Source organism: Micromonospora rubida, assembly GCF_009908295.1.
In the GTDB taxonomy this organism is placed as follows: domain Bacteria; phylum Actinomycetota; class Actinomycetes; order Mycobacteriales; family Micromonosporaceae; genus Micromonospora; species Micromonospora rubida.
The window spans coordinates 138,969-157,160 of record NZ_JAAALO010000006.1 but is presented as its reverse complement, the minus strand read 5'-3'; the positions used below and the strand labels follow the sequence as shown (position 1 = coordinate 157,160).

General features: G+C 73.0%; 19 protein-coding genes. 11 read left to right on the top strand and 8 right to left on the bottom strand.

Annotated features, from left to right (window positions below; genetic code table 11):
- Nucleotides 1-2: 2 nt before the first annotated feature.
- A complete protein-coding gene (locus GVV04_RS22570; RefSeq protein ID WP_161690114.1) occupies nucleotides 3-833 on the top strand; it encodes a hypothetical protein in 831 nt (276 codons plus the stop codon).
- A gap of 18 nt (nucleotides 834-851) precedes the next feature.
- On the opposite strand, the gene GVV04_RS22565 is transcribed toward GVV04_RS22570, so the two are convergent.
- Nucleotides 852-1,811, bottom strand: a complete 960-nt coding sequence (locus GVV04_RS22565; RefSeq protein WP_161690112.1) for an FAD-dependent oxidoreductase — start codon at nucleotides 1,809-1,811, stop codon at nucleotides 852-854.
- Nucleotides 1,812-2,057: 246 nt separating this feature from the next.
- On the opposite strand from GVV04_RS22565, the gene GVV04_RS22560 reads away from it, so the two are divergent.
- Both GVV04_RS22560 and GVV04_RS32295 read left to right on the top strand, forming a co-directional pair.
- Nucleotides 2,058-2,966 (top strand): LysR family transcriptional regulator, encoded by a 909-nt coding sequence (locus GVV04_RS22560; protein ID WP_201753948.1) that lies wholly within the window; start codon nucleotides 2,058-2,060, stop codon nucleotides 2,964-2,966.
- A gap of 167 nt (nucleotides 2,967-3,133) precedes the next feature.
- Nucleotides 3,134-3,595 carry a hypothetical protein gene (locus GVV04_RS32295; RefSeq protein ID WP_201753947.1) on the top strand — a complete coding sequence of 154 codons (462 nt, stop codon included), beginning with the start codon at nucleotides 3,134-3,136 and terminating at the stop codon, nucleotides 3,593-3,595.
- Between the two features lie 153 nt (nucleotides 3,596-3,748).
- Here GVV04_RS32295 and GVV04_RS22550 read toward each other — a convergent pair whose 3' ends face one another.
- Both GVV04_RS22550 and GVV04_RS22545 read right to left on the bottom strand, forming a co-directional pair.
- A complete protein-coding gene (locus tag GVV04_RS22550; RefSeq protein WP_161690110.1) occupies nucleotides 3,749-4,291 on the bottom strand; it encodes a class IV adenylate cyclase in 543 nt (180 codons plus the stop codon).
- A gap of 123 nt (nucleotides 4,292-4,414) precedes the next feature.
- Entirely contained in the window at nucleotides 4,415-4,606 is a 192-nt protein-coding gene (locus GVV04_RS22545) for a helix-turn-helix transcriptional regulator (RefSeq protein ID WP_161690108.1), read from the bottom strand.
- 104 nt (nucleotides 4,607-4,710) lie between these two features.
- Here GVV04_RS22545 and GVV04_RS22540 point away from each other — a divergent pair, with 104 nt between their 5' ends.
- The 5 genes from GVV04_RS22540 (at nucleotide 4,711) to GVV04_RS22520 (ending at nucleotide 8,385) form a co-directional block, all read left to right on the top strand.
- Nucleotides 4,711-4,899 carry a hypothetical protein gene (locus GVV04_RS22540; RefSeq protein ID WP_161690106.1) on the top strand — a complete coding sequence of 63 codons (189 nt, stop codon included), beginning with the start codon at nucleotides 4,711-4,713 and terminating at the stop codon, nucleotides 4,897-4,899.
- Entirely contained in the window at nucleotides 4,896-5,114 is a 219-nt protein-coding gene (locus GVV04_RS22535) for a hypothetical protein (protein WP_161690104.1), read from the top strand. The genes GVV04_RS22540 and GVV04_RS22535 overlap by 4 nt, the downstream gene beginning before the upstream one ends.
- Nucleotides 5,115-5,131: 17 nt before the next feature.
- Nucleotides 5,132-5,419: a hypothetical protein gene (locus tag GVV04_RS22530; protein WP_161690569.1), complete on the top strand. Its 288-nt coding sequence runs from the start codon at nucleotides 5,132-5,134 to the stop codon at nucleotides 5,417-5,419.
- 309 nt (nucleotides 5,420-5,728) lie between these two features.
- On the top strand, nucleotides 5,729-7,945 hold the full coding sequence (locus GVV04_RS22525; protein WP_161690102.1) for a M48 family metalloprotease: 2,217 nt from the start codon (nucleotides 5,729-5,731) through the stop codon (nucleotides 7,943-7,945).
- Nucleotides 7,946-7,959: 14 nt separating this feature from the next.
- The gene (locus GVV04_RS22520) at nucleotides 7,960-8,385 is read left to right on the top strand and encodes an effector-associated constant component EACC1 (protein WP_161690100.1); all 426 of its coding nucleotides are present in this window, start codon (nucleotides 7,960-7,962) and stop codon (nucleotides 8,383-8,385) included.
- Nucleotides 8,386-8,450: 65 nt separating this feature from the next.
- Here GVV04_RS22520 and GVV04_RS22515 read toward each other — a convergent pair whose 3' ends face one another.
- The 3 genes from GVV04_RS22515 to GVV04_RS22505 form a co-directional block, all read right to left on the bottom strand.
- On the bottom strand, nucleotides 8,451-9,323 hold the full coding sequence (locus GVV04_RS22515; RefSeq protein WP_161690098.1) for an aldo/keto reductase: 873 nt from the start codon (nucleotides 9,321-9,323) through the stop codon (nucleotides 8,451-8,453).
- Between the two features lie 150 nt (nucleotides 9,324-9,473).
- Nucleotides 9,474-9,983 (bottom strand): hypothetical protein, encoded by a 510-nt coding sequence (locus tag GVV04_RS22510; RefSeq protein WP_161690096.1) that lies wholly within the window; start codon nucleotides 9,981-9,983, stop codon nucleotides 9,474-9,476.
- A 245-nt stretch (nucleotides 9,984-10,228) separates the two neighbouring features.
- Nucleotides 10,229-11,854 carry a GMC family oxidoreductase gene (locus GVV04_RS22505; RefSeq protein ID WP_161690094.1) on the bottom strand — a complete coding sequence of 542 codons (1,626 nt, stop codon included), beginning with the start codon at nucleotides 11,852-11,854 and terminating at the stop codon, nucleotides 10,229-10,231.
- A 174-nt stretch (nucleotides 11,855-12,028) separates the two neighbouring features.
- On the opposite strand from GVV04_RS22505, the gene GVV04_RS22500 reads away from it, so the two are divergent.
- The 3 genes from GVV04_RS22500 to GVV04_RS22490 all read left to right on the top strand — a co-directional run bounded on the left by GVV04_RS22500 (nucleotide 12,029) and on the right by GVV04_RS22490 (nucleotide 14,993).
- Nucleotides 12,029-12,394, top strand: coding sequence for a YciI family protein (locus GVV04_RS22500; protein WP_161690092.1), 366 nt, complete (start codon nucleotides 12,029-12,031; stop codon nucleotides 12,392-12,394).
- 272 nt (nucleotides 12,395-12,666) lie between these two features.
- Complete coding sequence (gene pyk / locus GVV04_RS22495; protein WP_161690090.1) at nucleotides 12,667-14,115, top strand: pyruvate kinase; 1,449 nt, start codon at nucleotides 12,667-12,669, stop codon at nucleotides 14,113-14,115.
- A gap of 44 nt (nucleotides 14,116-14,159) precedes the next feature.
- Nucleotides 14,160-14,993, top strand: a complete 834-nt coding sequence (locus GVV04_RS22490; RefSeq protein WP_161690567.1) for an acyl-CoA thioesterase — start codon at nucleotides 14,160-14,162, stop codon at nucleotides 14,991-14,993.
- On the opposite strand, the gene GVV04_RS22485 is transcribed toward GVV04_RS22490, so the two are convergent.
- Together GVV04_RS22485 and GVV04_RS22480 are read right to left on the bottom strand one after the other, a co-directional pair.
- Nucleotides 14,994-16,754 (bottom strand): vWA domain-containing protein, encoded by a 1,761-nt coding sequence (locus GVV04_RS22485; protein WP_161690088.1) that lies wholly within the window; start codon nucleotides 16,752-16,754, stop codon nucleotides 14,994-14,996.
- A gap of 24 nt (nucleotides 16,755-16,778) precedes the next feature.
- Nucleotides 16,779-18,104: a serine/threonine-protein kinase gene (locus GVV04_RS22480; RefSeq protein WP_161690087.1), complete on the bottom strand. Its 1,326-nt coding sequence runs from the start codon at nucleotides 18,102-18,104 to the stop codon at nucleotides 16,779-16,781.
- Nucleotides 18,105-18,192 lie beyond the last annotated feature (88 nt).

Genomic DNA, 18,192 nt, shown 5'->3' with positions numbered 1-18,192 from the left:
CGGTGTCCACCTTCTCCGAGTACGCCGCCCTGGCCCGGCAGCTCGCCGACCAGCGCCGCGAGACCGATCAGGACGCCGCCGCCGTGGCCGGCCGCCGCCGCGCCCTGCACACCACGCTCGACCAGCTCACCCGGCGCCTCGCCGCCCAGTCCCACCGCCTCGGCCAGCTCGGCCACGCCGTCGGCCTGCCCGCCGACCCGGCACCCGCCACCGGGGGAGACCGCTCCGGGGCGACCGCCCCTGGCAGCAGCGCCCCCGGCGTGACCGATCCCGGGCCGGGCGTCTCCGGGCCGGGCGTCTTCGGGGCGGCCGTTCCTGGGCCGGCCGTTCCTGGGGCGTACCCGTCGGGTGCCCCGGGCGGGGCGGTGGTGGCGCTGCCGGCGGCGGCCGGGGTGCCCCCGCCCCGCGCCGGGGTCGCCGACCCGGCCGCGGAGCTGGCCGAGGCCCGGCGGCTCGCCGACGAGACCGACCGGCTGGTCCAGGTCACCGAGGCCGTCGCCCGGCAACCGCCGCTGCTGCCGACCTGGTCGCCGCTGGCCCGGGCCCTGGCCGTGTACGCCGGCTGCGCGGCGGCCGGGGTGGTGCTGATGCTGATCATGGTGGTGGCCGCCGACCTTGCGGTGATGGGCCTCGGCACCCTCTACGCCGCCACCTGCGCCGGGCTGCCGGTGCTCTCCTTCGTCGCCGGGTACCTGGTGCTGGGCCGTTGGGGACGGCCGGCGCTGGGCTCGGAGCAGCCACCCCGGTTCGTCCCCCTCGGCTTCGTCACCTGCGTGCTGCTCGTGCCGCTCGCATACTGCGGCTACCTGGTGCTGTTCCGCCTCGTGGGCTGACCGCCGGCCACCGGGCAGTCAGTCTCCGAGGGCCAGGCGGGCGACCTCGGCGGCGCAGCCCCAGGACAGGGTGACCCCCGCGCCGCCGTGCCCGTACGCGTGCACGAGCCGGCCGCCGCCCGGTCCGGCCGGCTGCGCCTCCACCCGGGGACCGCCGTGCCGGGCCGGGCGGAGCCCGATCCGCTCACCGAGCACCGGCGCGTCGGCCAGCTCCGGCACCAGCGCCACGCAGCGGCGCCGGATCGCCGCCGCCGTCTCCGGGTCCGGCCCGGTGTCCCCCACCCCCGGCTGGAACGTGCCGCCGAGCACCACATCGTGCCGGCGCGGGTGGATGTAGGTCATCCCGGCCGGGTTGTCCTCGTCGCGTACCGAGGTGGTCAGGCCCGGGTTCGCCACCAGCACGATGTGTCCGCGCACCGGATGCACCGCCGGGTCGGCGGCGAGCCAGCCGGCCGCCAGCCCGGTCGCGTTGACCACGGCGGGGGCCGCCTCGAAGGCCTCGTCCAGCCGCTGCACCCGGCGGCGCAGCACCCGTCCGCCGCCCGCCTCGACCCGCTCGGTCAGCCACGCCAGGTACGGCGTCATCTCCACCGTGGGCGCGGTGAACCGCAGCAGCGTCGTGTACGGCGAGGCGGCCGGCTCGGCCGTCAGGTCCCCGGTCGCCTCGGCCCACCACGGCGGGCCCGCGTAGGGGTGGCGCAGCAGCATCCGGGTCGCCCGGGCCACCACCCCCGGCACCCCGTCGGCCGCCTGGCGGCTCAGTTCCGAGTGGGTCTCCCGGGCCCAGCGCAGCACCCGGGGGTCCTCGTCGGTGTGGGTCGGGTACCAGACCGCGGCGGCCACCGTCGACACGATGTCGGCCGGATCGTCCGCGGACCAGACCGTCACCCGCGCGCCCCGCTCCTGAAGCGCCAGGGCGGCCGTCAGCCCGATCACCCCGCCGCCGACCACCACCACGTCCGTCGTCTTCTCCGTCATCGCCCGCTCCCTCCGGTCGTCCACGGCGTCGGTGCCGTGGCTGTCGTCCGCTGCCTCTCGTCCACGGCGTCGGTGCCGTGGCTGTCGTCCGCTGCCTCTCGTCCACGGCCGTCGCGCTGCGGCTGTCACGCAGTGCTGTCGTGCCGCGACTTGTCCTGCCGTGGCTTCGGATCGTGCCCGGGCGGGCGGTGCGCCGTCCAAGACGGAAACCACAGTTGACGATAAGCGGCGCTTATAATGGCGGCCATGCCCGACTCCTCGTCCCGGGACCCCTGGTGGGACCTGCGCCGGCTGCGATACTTCGCGGTGCTCGCCGAGGAGCTGCACTTCACTCGGGCCGCCGCCCGCCTGCACATCGCCCAGCCGGCGCTCAGCCAGCAGATCCGGGCCCTGGAACGCCAGCTCGGCGTCCTGCTCGTGCACCGCACCAGTCGGGGCTGCGTCCTGACCGAGGTGGGGCAGCGGGTCGCCGCCGAGGCCGGCCGGCTGCTCGCCGAGGTCGACGCCGGCACCGACCGCATCCGCGACCTGGTGCAGGGCCGGGAGGGTCGGCTCCGGCTGGCGTACACCCGCTCGGCCCGGGGCGGCCGGGTGGACGCCCTGGTGACCCGGTTCCGGGCCGCGCACCCCGACGTGGAGGTGGTCGCCGAGACCGCCTGGACCGCCCCTAACGTCGCCGGCCTGCTCGCCGGCCGGCTCGACGCGGCGTTCGTCCGCACGCCGGTCGAGGAGCCGGGCCTGAGGTGCCGGTTCGTCGAGGCCGAGGAACTGCTGCTCGCCCTGCCGACCGGGCACCCGCTGGCCGTCGGCCGTCGCCGGATCAGCCGGGCCGAGGTGGTCGATCTGCCTGCGGTGATGTGGCCGCGCGACAACGGCCCCGGCATGTTCGACCGGACCATTGCCCAGGTGTGGCCGCAGGGCGGCTTCCGTCTCGTCCGGCAGGAGCCGGACGACGAGCAACTGCTCCGCGCGGTCGCCGGGGGAGACGTGGTCGCGGCGGTGCCGGCGGGTCGCGCCCGCGCGCTGAAGGTGCCGGGGGTACGGCTGCGCCGGTTCACCGCCCCGACGCCCACCGTGGACGTGCGCCTGGCCTGGCCCCGAGACACCACGAACCCGGCCGTCCACCACCTCCTAGCCCTACTCGACGACGCCTGACCGACCCAGGCCCGTTCCCGCGATCGACTACCGGGGGGCCGGCCATGCCCGACTCGCGATGCCGAATGCCACGCCGCCGCGCCGCGCCGCGGCCACGAGTTGCCGCATTCGCTCTCGGCATTCGCGGACCTTGGACATCTTGCGTCTGCTGTGGACGATAGGTGTCCATGATTCGGCGGCAGGTCGAGGAGGGCTACCGGGTCGACCTGCGGGTGCACGTCCTACGCGGCGGCGGGCTGGGCACCCTCGACGAGCTGCGCGACTTCCTCGCCGGCTATCACGAGCGGGACGCCGCGCGGTGGCGGCCCACTGAGTTCCGGGAGGGTGACGTCACCGGCCTCATCGGCGACGGCGAGGCGTTCCGGCTGGTCGAGCCGGGCGTGGCGATTGTGGATGATCCGGCGGAGCGAGCTTTGCTGCACCGGCTGCTGGGGCGTTCGGCCTGCGCGGTGCTGTCGACCTGGGGGGAGGACTGGCAGGAATTGGCGTACTGGCGGAGATTCACGGGCCGGGCCGACCTCGCAGCCGTGGTGATGGCGGTGCTGGAGCACGATGCCTGCGTGCTGACCAGCGAGGTAAAGGTGTACGGAGACGGTGCCGACCTGCCCGTGATCGGCTTTCCCTCCTGAGGCGCACTCCGGCTGGGCCGTTCCCGTATCGCTGAGGCCGCTCCAGCGCCCCTGTCGAGGCCGGCAAGCAGGAGCTGCTCGCCAGTGTGGTCGCTGCTGGCCGCGCCAGTAGTGCCCTTTCGTCCTCAGCGTCGCCCCGGTGGCGCGCTGTGGTCAACGGTCGTCGAAACTCACCCGGTCGAGAGCCTTCAAGTCGATCCCGTGGCGGGCGTAGACGTTGACGGTGTTCTCTCCGGTCAGGTCGGTCTCGTCGTAGCCGAGCAGGGCTGCCACCCGCAGCACCTCGTCACGCGAGTCGGCCTCGATCTCCAGGTACGGCGGGATCAGCGGCCATTCGTCGATCTCCAGGCGGGCGTCGTCGAGCACGAAGCTCGTGCGGCGATTCTCCTGGTAGCCGCGTGGCGTGAACCCGAGCTTGCCGAGCAGTTCGTTCGTGGCCTCGAACCGGTCCACGCCGACCTCGATCTCGTCGGTGCCGTCGATGCCGTCGTGGCGGATCTCCTTGACGGTCAACGTCGAACCGGTGCCGGTGTCGCGCAACCGAATCCACCTGCTCTCGTCGCCGGGGGCGATGTCGTAGACGTAGCGGCGCAGGAGCACGGTCTCGGCCGACTGACGGCCGCCCCTCGCGACAATGGTCTCGGCGGTTTTCACCGGATCGATGTCCAGCACTTTGGCTTCGAACTCGGTCGGCATCGTGAAGTTCCTTCGGCTTGATTCGTGACGGCCGAGACGAAGCACATCATGTTGTGGTGACGCCTTGGCATTGACGCCACCAGGCCGGTCCGGTCGCGCGTCGGTTCTGCCCCGGCTGTCCGGTCAGCCCGGAGTGTCGTCCTCGGTCGGCCTCGGCTGGCGGTACTGCTTGATCCACTCTTCGACGTCCTCGGCCAACCACACCTTCATGCCGCGTAGCTCCTGGTAGGGCTTCGGGAAGGTGGGGTACCGGGCGAGCTGCTGGAACCGCTGCCGCGAGACGCCCAGGCGTTCGGCGATCTCGTAGGGCCCCATCAGGCTCCCCGGGCCACGCTCCATGGGGGCCGAAAGTAGTTAGGTGATTACTGTCCGATCGGCTATTGCCATTTGACTCGTTGTCCTACCGGGATCGTGGCCGTATGCGGCGACGAGTGTCCTTCAAGGAGTATCTGCTCGCTACGGCCATGACCCTGGCCCGCCGGCACCGGCCGGTCTGGTCGTGGATCAGGTGGCGGTACGTCTGCAAGTGCGGCAACGAGCTGCCCTGCCGGCACAGACACCGGATCCCCATCAGCCGGAACAACTGGCCGGGGGAGGAGGACCAGTGACCGCACACGGCCCCGTCCTGCCCCTCTGGCTCTGCGCCGGCTGCTCCGCCCCCTGGCCCTGCGCCACCCGCCGAACCGAACTGCTCCAGGAGTACGCGACCGCGCCGATCTCCCTCGCGCTCCTGATGGGCTCGTACTACGTCTCTGCCAGCCAGGACATCACCTGGGCCCCGGCCGGCACGCTCCACCGACGCTTCCTCGGCTGGGTGCGGTGACCGCCCTCCGGGCCGGGATGCTCTTCCACGTGACTCGGGCGGCGAGCCCTCAGTTCGTACAGCCGATCTTCTTCCGATTGATCCGCGTGCACGCGGACTGGATCACCTACGATGCCTGGATCTGGCTCGACGGCTACCAACTCGACGACAGGGGCGACGCGGTGGCGCGACGGTCGATCTTCGTCCAGAAGGCCGGGCTCCGGGTGCTGGCCCCCTCCTCGCTGGCCTCGGCCCCGGGCGACCGCCGAGCGCGCCGGCCGCGACAGCCGGCCCCTCGGCGGTCCGCACCGCTCGCCGGTTCATAGCTCCTTCAGGATCGAGCGGCATCGGCGTTCGCGCTGGGGAATGGCGAGGCGGTTTCACTTTCGTGGAACTACCACGGCCGCGCTTTGTCAACCTTACGTCTGTCACGAAGCAATGCTCGAATACCGGTAGCGAGATCCATTCGGGACGGGTAATGTGCCGACGTCGAGTCCCATCAGCGGGACGACGCCATTCTCCGCACCTGCGCAATTCCTCCGACGGTCGGCCGAGCCGCCCGTCCGATACGCAGTGCCCGTGAACCGTCCCCGTTCGCCGCCCGCCCCGGGTGGCGGCCGAGTCGAGGAGCCGCCATGCGCGACCCGGAAACCGACCGGCAGGTCAGGCCCGCCACCGTAGAGACACCCACCGACCCCGAGCCGGCCACCGAGCCGGCCGACGGCTCCCGGCTCGGCAAGAGCTTCGCCAACCGTCCCCTCGGCTACCCCAACGCCCTGGTCTGGCTGCGCGCCGGCATCCTGCGCGACTGGCGCGGCGTGCTGGGCGCGTTCCTGGCCACCTGGTTCTACGTACCCGTCGCCCTGCTCCTCGCGGTCTGGGGCGGAGTCGGCCTCGCCGTCTACGGCCTGGTCGCCGGGGGCAGTGGGGTCGCCGACGCCGTGCCGTCGGTGTTGCGCGACGCGCCCCTGGTGGGTGCCCTGCTCGACGCGTTCCTCAACCGGTCCGGCGGGGTGCTCGGCGGCTTCGCCGGCTTCGCGATCGGCTTCCTGGCCGGCTTCCTCGTGGTGCTGGTGCTGCCGTGGCGCGACGCGTTCGACGAGCCGGCGAACCTGTTCACCGGCCTGGCCGGGATGGTGGCCGCCGCCGCGCTGGTCGGCGTGCTCTACACCCTCTACCGGGTGCTGTGGGAACCCTGGCTGCTGACCGTGTCGGGGGCGCGTCAGCTCAGCCGCCGCGAGGCCGCACGGCTCCGACCCATCCTGTACGACTGCGCGAGCGCCCTCGGCCTGCCCAACGTGCCCCGGCTGCTCATCGAGGACGACCCGGTGCTCACCAACGCCCGCGCGTACGCCCGGCACGTGGTCGTCACCAGCAGTCTGCTCGACGAGTCCGACGAGGACATCGCGGCGCTGCTCAGCCACGAGCTGGTGCACTGGCACACCGGCGACGAGGTGACCGGCGCGTTCGTCCGGGGGGTGGCGCTGCCGCTGGTGCTGGTGCACGCGGTGCCGGCGTGGCTGATGCGGACCTTCCCGCACCCGGCCACCAACCTCGTGGTGTTCGTCTTCTTCTGGCCCGTGCTGCTCACCATGAAGTACGTGGTGCTGCCGCCGCACTCCCGGGACGTCCGGGCCGCCGAGTACCGCGCCGACGCCGGTGCCGTGCTCGCCGGCCACGCCCGGGGCATGCGGGACATGCTGGAGCGGCGCAAGTCCTTCGAGAGCGGGCGCAGCGGCTGGGACGAGGCGGTCTGTGCCACCCACCCCCCGTCCGAGCTGCGGCTGGACCGGTTGGAGCGGCTCGCCCCGCCGGCCGGTGCCGCCGACCGGACGGTGGGTGCCCCGGTCACCGCCGAGGACCTGTTCGGGCGGCCGGGGGCGATCGCGTCCCCGCGGACCGTGCTGGTGGCCGGCCTGCTGGCGCTGGCCTGCGGCCTCGGCGGCACCCTGCTCGGGGCGGCGCAGTGGGCGTTCTTCCGGCCGGCGACGGTGGTCGACGGGTACTTCTCGGGGCTGGCCGACCACGACGCCCGCGCGGCCCTGGAGTCGCTGGCCCCCAACGTACGGCCGTCCGGCGGCGACCTGGAGATGCTCGCCGCGCTGGTCGAGGCGAAGGGCTACCAGCCGCCCGAGGACGTCGACGTGACGTCGATCGAGCGGGACGGCGACGAGGCGGTCGCCACGGTCGACTTCACCCTCGCCGGCCAGAAGACGACCGCGAAGCTGCACCTGGAGCGGGAGGAGTCCGCCACCCTGGGGTTCTTCCACGGCTGGGCGATCAGCGAGAGTTCCCCATGGCTCGACCTGCCGGCCGGGCAGGCGGGCCTGACGATCAACGGGGTGCCGGTGCCGGTCGGGCCGGAGGGGAGCAGCATCCCCGTGCTGCCCGGCGCCTACACGGTGGGCGGCCAGTCCAACCCGCTCGCCGAGACCCCGCCGCAGGTCGTCCTGGCCGTGCCCGGACAGGGCAACGTCGGCGACGTGCGGCTGACACCGACCCTGACCTCGACCGCCCAGTCGACGGCCGATCAGGAGGTACGAAAGTACCTGGACGCCTGCGCCGCGCAGCAGGTGGCGGCGCCGGAGAACTGCCCGTTCCGCTACTACAACGGGGAGACGGTCAAGAAGATCGCCTGGAAGATCACCGAGTACCCGAAGGTGGAGCTGACCCTGACCGGCCCCACCACGGCCCAGGTCTCGACGCCGTACGAGGCCCAGGGGGCGGCCCGGGCCACCGGCACCACCCAGGGCTTCTACGGAACCAGCCCGTTCACCGAGGACGACACGTTCGGCGTCACCGGCGTCCTGTCGGTGGTGGACGGCAAGCTGACGTTCCAGCCAGGCGAGTGAAGGAGAGGGACCACGTGACCGAGACCCCGACCGGGGCCCGGCAGCCGGTGCGGCTGGTGCTCGTGCCGCGCACCGCCCGGCCGCCCCGGGTGCCGCTGCTGGAGTGGCTGCACCAGCGCCCCGAGTTCCGCGCCGGGGTGCGGGACGGCGGCCGGACCGGCGGCCGACCCGGGTTCAGTGACGCGGTGATCATCGCGGTGGTGGCCCAGGCGCTGCTGCCGGGGCTGTTCGGCCTGTTGCAGAGCTGGGTCGACCAGCAGCGCACCGAGGTCACCGTGCGGGTGCGGGCGGGGGAGTCCGAGGTGGAGATCCAGGTCAACGGCCGCACGGACGCCACGAAGCTGATCGACCAGGCCACCCGGGCGCTCCGGCAGGCGGCACAGGACGCCGACCGGCCCGACCGGGCGCTGCCGGCGGCGGACGCCGAGCCGCCGGCCTGACCGCCCCGCCCCGCCCGCGCGGCGCGTACCGCACGGGCGGGGGCGGGTCGGTCGCGCCCGGTGGCTCAGGCGGCCTTCGCCAGGGCCTCGTACTCGTCGTCGGTGAGCCGCACCTCGGCGGCGGCCACGTTCTCCTCCAGGTGCGCCACCGACGACGTGCCCGGGATGGGCAGCACGACCGGCGAGCGGCGCAGCAGCCAGGCGAGCGCGAGCTGCGCGGGCGTCGCCCCGTGCCCGGTGGAGATCGCGTCCAGCGGGCCGCCCGGTTTCGCCAGGTTGCCGGTGGCCATCGGGAACCACGGAACGAACGCCAGGTCGTGGCGTTCGCAGTGGTCGAGGACGCCCTCGGCGCTGCGGTCGGCCAGGTTGTAGAGGTTCTGCACCGACACGATCGGGGTGATCTCCCGGGCCGCCTCGATCTCCTCCACGGTCACCTCGGAGAGCCCGATGTGCCGGATCTTGCCCTCCTGCCTGAGCAGCGCCAGCTCGCCGAGCTGATCGGCCAGCGGCACCTGGGCGTCGATCCGGTGCAGCTGGTACAGCCCGATGGATTCCAGGCCGAGGTGGCGCAGGCTCAGCTCGCACTGCTGGCGCAGATACTCCGGCCGGCCCACCGGCCGCCAGTCGTCCGGGCCGGCGCGGGTCAGCCCGGCCTTGGTCGCGATGACCAGGTCGTCGGCGTACGGGTGCAACGCCTCCCTGATCAGCATTTCCGAGACGAACGGGCCGTACGAGTCCGCGGTGTCGATGAACGTCACGCCCAGCTCGTACGCCCGGCGCAGCACCCGCACCGCCTCGGCCGGGTCCTTCGGGTCGCCCCAGACGCCCGGGCCGGTGAGCTGCATCGCCCCGTAGCCGAGCCGGTCGACCTGGAGGTCACCGCCGATCCGGTACGTGCCGGACGCCTTCGCGGGCTGCCTGCCGGCGTCGTTGCCCATGAGAACCCCAATCCCTGTGTGCCGTCGCCGCCGGACCCCGACGCCGTACCGGTGGCAGTTCCCCGGATCGCGGCCCGCAAGCCGATCGCGGGTGTGTCCGGCGGCACCGGGTGATCCCGCAAGGGGGCACCGGACGCTCGACGTCAGTGCTCAGAGTGCCTCACCCCGCGCGACTGCCTCGATGACCTCCATGTGCTCAGGCTGCAAGCCGGTGGACATCTTCGGCCGGATCAGCAGGGCCCGCCCCGTCGACATCAGCTCGTCGTAGACGTCGCCGTACAGGGGAACCTCGGTGTCGTCGGTCCAGATCAGCCGGCGGCCGTCGGCGAGCACCTTCCGGGCGGCGGCGAGTTTCGCCGCGGACGCCTCCTCACCGCGCAAGGGCTCGGTGAAGGCGCGGGCCAGGGGCGGAAACGCCCACAGGTATTCCAGTGCGGCGGCGTCGGCGCACCAGGTGCTGCACCAATGGACCTCCACGGCGCCGGCCCGGTGAAGATCGCGGATGCGGGTGATCAGCGAGGGCGCCCACCGCAGCGTGTATTCGTAGTTGTCGGCGTTCGACCAGCAGCGGCCTTTGAGGGGTGGGCCGCCCCAGCCGGGTCTGTTGGCGTTGATGACGCCGTCCACGTCGAGAAGCCACACGGGCGGCAGGTCGCTCATGGTCGATGCTCCTCAGGGTAGAACGAGTTCGGGCCATGCCTTCCCGTGCATCGGGCAGTCGGGTGGCGACCGGACGATTGCCTCCCGCCTCCCGCCTCCCGCCTCCCGCCGAGGCCCGACCCGGCAGCCCGCACCTCGGCCGCGCACGCCAATATCGACCGGGCTCGCCCGACGGGGCCGACCCGGCGACGACAAACCCGACGTCGTCTACGTCCGCAGCCGTCGCCACCCCACGCCCAGGGACGCTACGACGCCGGTCCGACGCCCGTCGGCTGCGGCACCGCGCCCAGGATCAGGTCGGCCGCCCGCCAGGCCAGCGCCATCACCGGGGCGTTGAGGTAGCCCGACACCAGCACCGGCAGCACGGAGGCGTCCACCACCCGCAGCCCGTCGATCCCGCGCACCCGCAGCTCGGGGTCGACGACGTGCTCGTCGCCCGGCCCCATCGCGCAGGTGCCCACCGCGTGGTAGCCGCAGTAGCCCAGCGCCAGCGTCGCCTCGACGATCTCCCGGTCGTCGCGCACCTCCGGGCCGGGCACGGTCTCCACCGCGATGTGCCCGGCGACCGGGTCGGTCGCGAACAGCTCCCGCATCCGCCGGAAGGCGTTCACGGCGACCCGGCGGTCGTGCGGGGTGGCGAGGTAGTTGGCGACGATCCGGGGCGCGGTCGACGGGTCGGCCGAGGTGATGGCGAGGCTGCCCTCGCTGTCCGGCCGGGTGACCGTGCACAGCCCCATCATTCCCGGCTCGGTCTCCAGCTCCAGGGCGTGACCGGGGCGGCGTGGGGCCGCCGAGAAGGGCGCGACCAGCAACTGCGCGTCCGGATGATCGACGTCGGGGGTGGAGCGGAAGTGCGCCCCGATGTCCTGTACGGGCAGGCTCAGCGGCCCGCGCCGGGTCAGCGCGTACCGCAGCGCGGCCAGCCCCTGCCCGACCAGGCTGCCCAGCATGTGGTTGTAGCCGCCGTTGCCGGTCAGCCGGAACTGCACCGGCGTCGACCGGTGCTCGCGCAGCCCGCGCCCCACCCGGGGCCGGTCCAGCAGCACGGCCACCCCGGCCCGGCGCAGCGTGTCCGCCGGCCCGACCCCGGAGACCTGCAACAGCTGCGGGCTGGCGATCGCCCCGGCGGCGAGGATCACCTCGGCCGAGGCGGCGTAGTCGACCGTCCGTCCCCCGCGGCGGGCCCGCACCCCGATGGCCCGGCCGGCGTGGACGAGGACCCGCAGCACCTCCGTCTCCACGGCCACGGTCAGGTTGGGCCGGTCCCGGACCGGGTGCAGGAACGCGTCGGCGGCGCTGACCCGGCGTCCGTCGCGGATCGTCGCGGTGACGTAGCCGATCCGCTCGCCGTCCTCGGCGTTCAGGTCGTCCACCCGCCGCCAGCCCAGCGCCTCCCCGGCGGCGATCGTCGCCTCGCACAGCTCGTCGGTGTCGGTCGCCGAGGACAGCCGCAGCGGCCCGCCCGCGCCGCGCACCTCGGAGGCGCCCAGCGGGTGGTCCTCCAGCCGCTTGAAGATCGGCAGCAGGGTGTCCCAGCCCCAGCCCGGGTTGCCCAGCCGCTCCAGCCCGTCCCAGTCGACCCGGTCGCCCCGGCCGTACACCATGCCGTTGATCGAGCTGGACCCGCCGACCAGCCGGCCGCGCTGCCACACCTCGCGCCGCGCGGGCGCCGCCTCGGCCGGGTAGTGCCAGGCGGTGTGCCGGTCGTCCATCAGCTTGCTGAACCCCTTCGGCATCCGCACGAAGGGGCTGCGGTCCCAGCCGCCCGCCTCGACGAGCAGCACCCGGGTCGTCGGGTCCTCGCTGAGTCGGTTCGCCAGCACGCACCCGGCGGCCCCCGCGCCCACCACGACGTAGTCGTACTCCTGCACGTGGTCCCCCTGCTTCGACGGATACGAGAACCACTCAGAAGGTAGTTGCTCGATCACCGAGGGGAAAGAGAGGGTTGCCCCGCGCGTCCGGCGGGTAACCCCACGTGGCGGATCGCGCCGGGCGGTCCCGCCGCCGGCCCGCCCGTGTGACGCCGGGCCGGGGGGAGGAGCGCCATGACGGGGATGCCGCAGGTCGACTTCGCGCTCGACACCTACGAGTGCATCGTGCTCTACCCGGGTCCCTCCGGGCGGGCCCTGCCCGACGAGACGGTCCAGCGGTTGCAGGCCGAGCACACCGAGCACATGCGGGCGCTGCAACGGCGGGGCATCGTGCTGGTCGCCGGCTCGATCGACGGCCCCGCCCGCGAGCCCGACCCGCCGATCGGCTTCGGGCTGGCCCGCACCGGCTCCGTGGACGACGTGCGCGGCGTCATGGAGGCCGACCCGGCGGTGCAGGCCGGGCTCTACCGGGTGGACGTGATGACGTTCCTCTGCCCGGCCGGCGCGGTGGAGTTTCCGCTGGCCAAAACGGAGAGCTGACCGCCCGACGGGGTGTCGGCATCGTGACGGCGGTCGCAGCCCGTCCGCTGATACCGTCGCCCCGTGGTGGGGAGCGCGCCCGAGGGAGGTGACGCCGGGCGGTACGATTCCCGGCGCGCGGTCGCCGATGCCCGCCGACACGACGATTCCGGACGATTGCTCCGGGTGTGGTTCCGCCCGCCGGGTGCGCGGGTGTGGCGCGTCGTCGCAGAACTGTTCCGCATTCCGAAAGGGGTCGGCCCGTAGACCGACCCGGAGGAGAGACTAGCCTGATGGGCGTGACACGCCGCGCGAAGATCGTCTGCACTCTTGGCCCCGCCACCTCGTCCCCGGAGCGCATCCGGGGGCTCGTCGAGGCGGGCATGAACGTGGCGAGACTCAACTTCAGCCACGGCAGCCACGCGGACCACGAGGCGGTCTACCGACTCGTCCGCGAGGCATCCGAGGCCGCTGGCCGGCCGGTGGCCCTGCTCGCCGACCTCCAGGGCCCGAAGATCCGGCTCGGCCGGTTCGCCGACGGCCCGCACGAGTGGCGCACCGGTGACTCCGTGGTGATCACCGGGGACGAGATCCTCGGCACGAAGGAGCGGGTCTCCTGCACCTACCGCAAGCTCCCGCAGGAGGTGAAGGCCGGCGACCGGTTGCTGATCGACGACGGCCGGGTGGCCGTCGAGGTCAGCGACGTGGTGGACAACGACATCCGCTGCCTGGTCACCGAGGGTGGCCCGGTTTCGAACAACAAGGGCGTCTCGCTGCCCAACGTGGCCGTCAGCGTCCCGGCCCTGTCCGACAAGGACGCCGAGGACCTGCGCTTCGCCCTCGGGCTGGGCGTCGACATGATCGCGCTCTCCTTCGTCCGCTCGGCGGAGGACATCAAGCTCGTGCACAACATCATGGCCGAGGAGGGCGTGTACCGGCCGGTGCTGGCCAAGGTCGAGAAGCCCGAGGCGGTCGACCACCTCGAGGCGATCGTGCTGGCCTTCGACGGCGTCATGGTCGCCCGCGGCGACCTCGGCGTCGAGATGCCGCTGGACCAGGTCCCCCTGGTGCAGAAGCGCGCCGTGCAGCTCTGCCGGGAGAACGCCAAGCCGGTCATCGTGGCCACCCAGATGCTCGACTCGATGATCGAGAGCTCGCGGCCGACCCGCGCCGAGGCCTCCGACGTGGCGAACGCGGTCCTCGACGGCGCCGACGCGGTGATGCTGTCCGGCGAGACCAGCGTCGGCAAGTACCCGGTGCTCACGGTCAGCACCATGGCCAAGATCATCACCACCACCGAGGCCGGCTCGATCCCGGTGCCCCGGCTCCAGCACGACCCGCGCACCCACGGCGGGGCGCTCACCGTCGCCGCGTCCTCGATCGCCCGGGCCATCGGCGCGAAGGCCCTGGTGGCCTTCTCGCAGACCGGCGACACCGTCAAGCGGCTCAGCCGGCTGCACTGCGACCTGCCGCTGCTGGCCTTCACCCCGGTGCCCGAGGTGCGCAGCCAGCTCGCGCTCTGCTGGGGCGTGGAGACCTTCCTGATGCCGTTCGTCGAGCACACCGACGAGATGTTCCGCCAGGTCGACCAGGCGCTGCTCGGGCTCAACCAGGCGAACCCCGGCGACTACGTGGTGATCGTCGCCGGCAGCCCGCCCGGCACCCCCGGCTCCACCAACACCCTGCGGGTGCACCAGCTCGGCTCGCTGGTCGATGCGGCGTCAGCGCGGGCGTTGCAGTGACCGACCCGGCCGCCGTCGGCCAGGCTGCCGTCGACCAGCTCCTCATGGTCCTCGACCTGGAGCAGATCGACGAGATGACCTTCCGGGGGGTGAGCCCTCAGGTCGGTCCGCAGCGGGTGTACGGCGGCCAGGTCGCCGGCCAGGCCCTGGTCGCCGCCGGCCGCACCGTCGACCCGGAGCGGTTCGTGCACTCGCTGCACGGCTACTTCGTCCGGCCCGGAGACCCGTCCGAGCCCATCGAGTACCAGGTGGAGAACGTCCGCGACGGCCGGTCGTTCTCCGTGCGCCGCTCGGTGGCGCTCCAGCACGACCGGCCGATCTTCTTCATGTCGGCGTCGTTCCAGCGGACCGCGGCGGGCCTGGACCACCAGGCCCCCGCCCCGCTGGACGTGCCCGCGCCGGACGACGTGCCCACGATGACCGACCGGCTGTCCCGCTACCCGGAACGGCTGGGCATCTGGGGGCAGATCCCGCGCCCCATCGACGTGCGCTACGTCGGCGAGCCCGGCTGGGTCCGCCCCGGCGACCGGCCCGCCGACCCGCACCAGCGGGTCTGGATGCGCTTCGACGGCAAGCTGCCCGACGACCCGCTGCTGCACGCCTGCGCCGTGACGTACGCCTCCGACCTGACCCTGCTGGACTCGGTCCTGTCGGTGCACGGCGAGGTGTGGGGGCCCGGCGGCGTGATCGGCGCCAGCCTCGACCACGCCCTGTGGTTCCACCGGCCGTTCCGGGCCGACGAGTGGTTCCTGTACGACTGCTGGAGCCCGTCCGCGTCCGGCGCGCGCGGGCTGGCCACCGGCCGGTTCCTCACCATCGACGGCCGGCACGTCGCCAGCGCCGTGCAGGAGGGCCTGCTGCGCCGGGTCGGCGACTGATCAGAAGCTGCTGACCAGCTTCACGAATGCCTCGTCGATCGTCGCCGGGTCTCTGGCGTCGAACGCCTTGCCGGCGCTGGCCTTGGCGATCTTGTCGAGGGTGACGAAGTCGGAATCCTGGTCGAAGGCGACGCAGAAGACCTTCACCGGCCGCCTCGGGTCCAGCGCGATGTCCTTCAGCAGCCGGGCGAGGTCGCTGTCCTTCTGGTACTCGTTCTTGCCGTCGGTGAGGACCACCACCGCGTTGATCCGGTCCGGGTCGTAACTCGCGAGGAGCTGGCGGTGCGCCGCGCGGACCGTCGTGTACAGCGCGGTGCCGCCGTCGGCCTTCAGGCCGCCGAGTTTTCTGGTGAAGCCGGCCTCGTTGAACGGCGAGAGCCGAAGCTCCTCGCGGTGCGGCTTCGGGCGCTGCGACGTCTCCGAGGAGAACGACCAGAGGGCGACCTGGTCGGCCGAGTTGAGCAGGCCCACCGCCTTTCCGGCGGCGCCGGTGGCGACCTGGAGCCGGGACAGGCCGCCGACCTTCTTGGTCATCGAGCCGGAGACATCCACGGCGAACAGGATGTTCGCCTTCTTGCGCAGCGTGGTCCACCCGCGCAGGATCGCGTCCACCACCTCCGGCTCCGGCGGATCGAAGTAGTTCAGGTTCCCGGCGGGCCCGCCCCGCACGGCGGCGACCAACTCGTCCGAGGGCCGGCCTTCGTGGTCGCGGAAGCCGAGCTCGGCGAAGCTGCGCTGCTGCGGACCGCCCTGGAGGAAGAGCAGGAAGTCGTGCGCCGCCGCGCGCTGTGCCTCGTCGGCCGAGGGCAGCACCACGTACGGATGGTCGAGGTTGAAGGTGCCCTCCTTCGGGTGCACCGCCACCAGCGGGACCCGCGGCTTCTTGCCCGGCGTGGGGCTGAGCTGCCCCTGGTTGTACTGGTAGACCAGTTCCTCCTGCACCACGATCGCGCTCATGTCCCGTGTCCGCGCGTCGCCGCCCGCGCCCAGGTCCGCCTCGGCGAGGTCACGCAGCAGGTCCACCGAGTCGTCGCTGTAGTGCGAGACGTTCGCCTCGATCTCGCGGACGAACCGGGTCACCTGCGGCTGCACCAGGTCGGGCTCGGTCAGGTCGCTGGAGCGCTGCACCGCCGCGTAGTAGGTCGCGATGGTGGCCGCCAGCCCCGAGGTGGACAGGTTGGGGTTGTCCTTGCCGAAGGTGAACCGGCCCCACTCGGGCCGACCGAAGGCCGCCCAGCCCTGATCCCCGGACAGCCCGAGGACGTCCGCCCAGCCGAGGGGCCCGCGCTGCTGCACCAGCTCGCCCTTCTCCTTGGGCATGGCGATGACCAGCGGGCTGTTCGCGATCGACGGGTACTGGTCGGGGGTCTGCGCGGGCCGGCCGGCCTTCTCGTCAAGCAGCCGCAGCCGACCGGTCCACAGCGACGACGTCGGCAGCCACACCTGCGGTGCCGGGATCGCGGGCTGCTGTCTGGCCCAGCCGCCCGCCAGCGCCTCCATCGCCTTGCCCGAGTTGAGCCCGTGCACGGTCACCTGGGCGCAGCGCTCGCCGAAGCGCCGGTCGCTGTCGTTGTACTTCGCGGCGAGCTGGCCGAGCAACTCGTCCTTCTCCGTCGACGAGTTCACCTCCAGCGCCACGCACGAGGAGCGGTCCGCGCCCGGTCGGACGATCACGTACGCCGCGGTGATGACCGCGAGCCCGGCGACGACGGCCACCGTCAACGGCAACCATGGCCGGGTGGAAGTCTGACCGGTGGCCATCGGATCCTCCAGGGGTTCGCGGGTTCAGGCGCCGGGGTGGGCCGTGGGGCCGCCCCGGTCGGGCGTGGGCGCCGCCCCTGACCCGTCCGGTGCGGGGGCGGCCGGTGCGGCGGCACCGGGCAGCGCTGTGGCGACGAGTAGACGGACACCGTAGACCACGACGAAGGTCATCGCCCCCACGGCGGCGGCGGTGGTCGCGGCGGTGGTCGCCACGTACCCGGCGGCCCCGCCGGCCGCGCCCAGGAAGATGGCGGCCGAGATCCCCCAGGCGTCGGCGTACTGCCGGCGCAGCCGCCGCGACCACGTGTCCCGTGCCGGCCCCTGTGCCGCCGGCCGGTACGTGGTCGGCGAGGGCGCCGTCGCCTGGTACGAGGCCGGCTGGTACGCAGTCGGCGGCTGTCCGGTCGCCTGGTACGCCGTCGGCGGCTGTCCCGTCGGCTCGTGCGTCGTCGGCTGGTATGCGGTCGGCTGGCGGGGAACCAGTTGGGTGGCCGCCGCGTCGGTGCCCGCCCGTAGCGCCGTCTGGATCGGCACCGGCGCACCGGCGTGCGGGGTGTGCCCCAGCAGGCGCAGCAGGACCTGTTCGGCCGGCGGCCGGGCCCGATGGTCCTTGTCCAGGCACTGCCCGACCAGCTCGCTCAGCGGGCCGGAGAGGCCGGCCAGGTCCGGCGGGTCGTGCAGCACCCGGTTCATCACCGCCACGACCGTCCCGGTGCCGAACGGCGGCCGGCCCGCCGCGGCGAACGCGATGGTCGCCGCCCAGGCGAACACGTCGCTGGCCGGGCCGACCTCGTCGTCGCGAAACCGTTCCGGGGCCATGTACGGCGCGGTGCCCATGATCCTGCTGGTCATCGTCTCGGTGACGTCGAGTGCCCGGGCGATGCCGAAGTCGATGACCCGGGCGCCGTCCGCGCCGAGGACGACGTTGTCCGGCTTGAGGTCGCAGTGCACCACGTCGGACTGGTGGATCGCGGCGAGCGCGGTGGCGGTGCCCACGGCCAGCCGGTGCAGGGCGTTGCCGGTGACCGGGCCGTACTCGCGGACGTGTCGTTGCAGGGTCGGGCCCTCGATGTACTCGCTCACCACGTACGGCGGGTCGCTGTCCACGTCCGCGAAGAGGATCTGCGCGGTGCAGAACGGCGCCACCCGCCGGGCGGCGGCGATCTCCTTGGCGAACTGGGCCTTGGCGCGCGGGTTGTGGTGCAGGTCAAGGTTGATCATCTTGACGGCGACGAACCCGGCCTGCTGTTCGCGGCCCAGGTAGACCACGCCCTGGCCGCCCGCGCCGAGGCGGCCGAGCAGCTCGTAGGGGCCCGCCCGGTCCGGATCCCGCGGACCCAGCGGTGTCATTTCCGGCATCGCTGTCGCTGCCCCTATCGGCCTGGCTGTCTTCCGCTCTGCGCGCTGATACGTCGTCGGATCCCCGTCGCGCGACGAC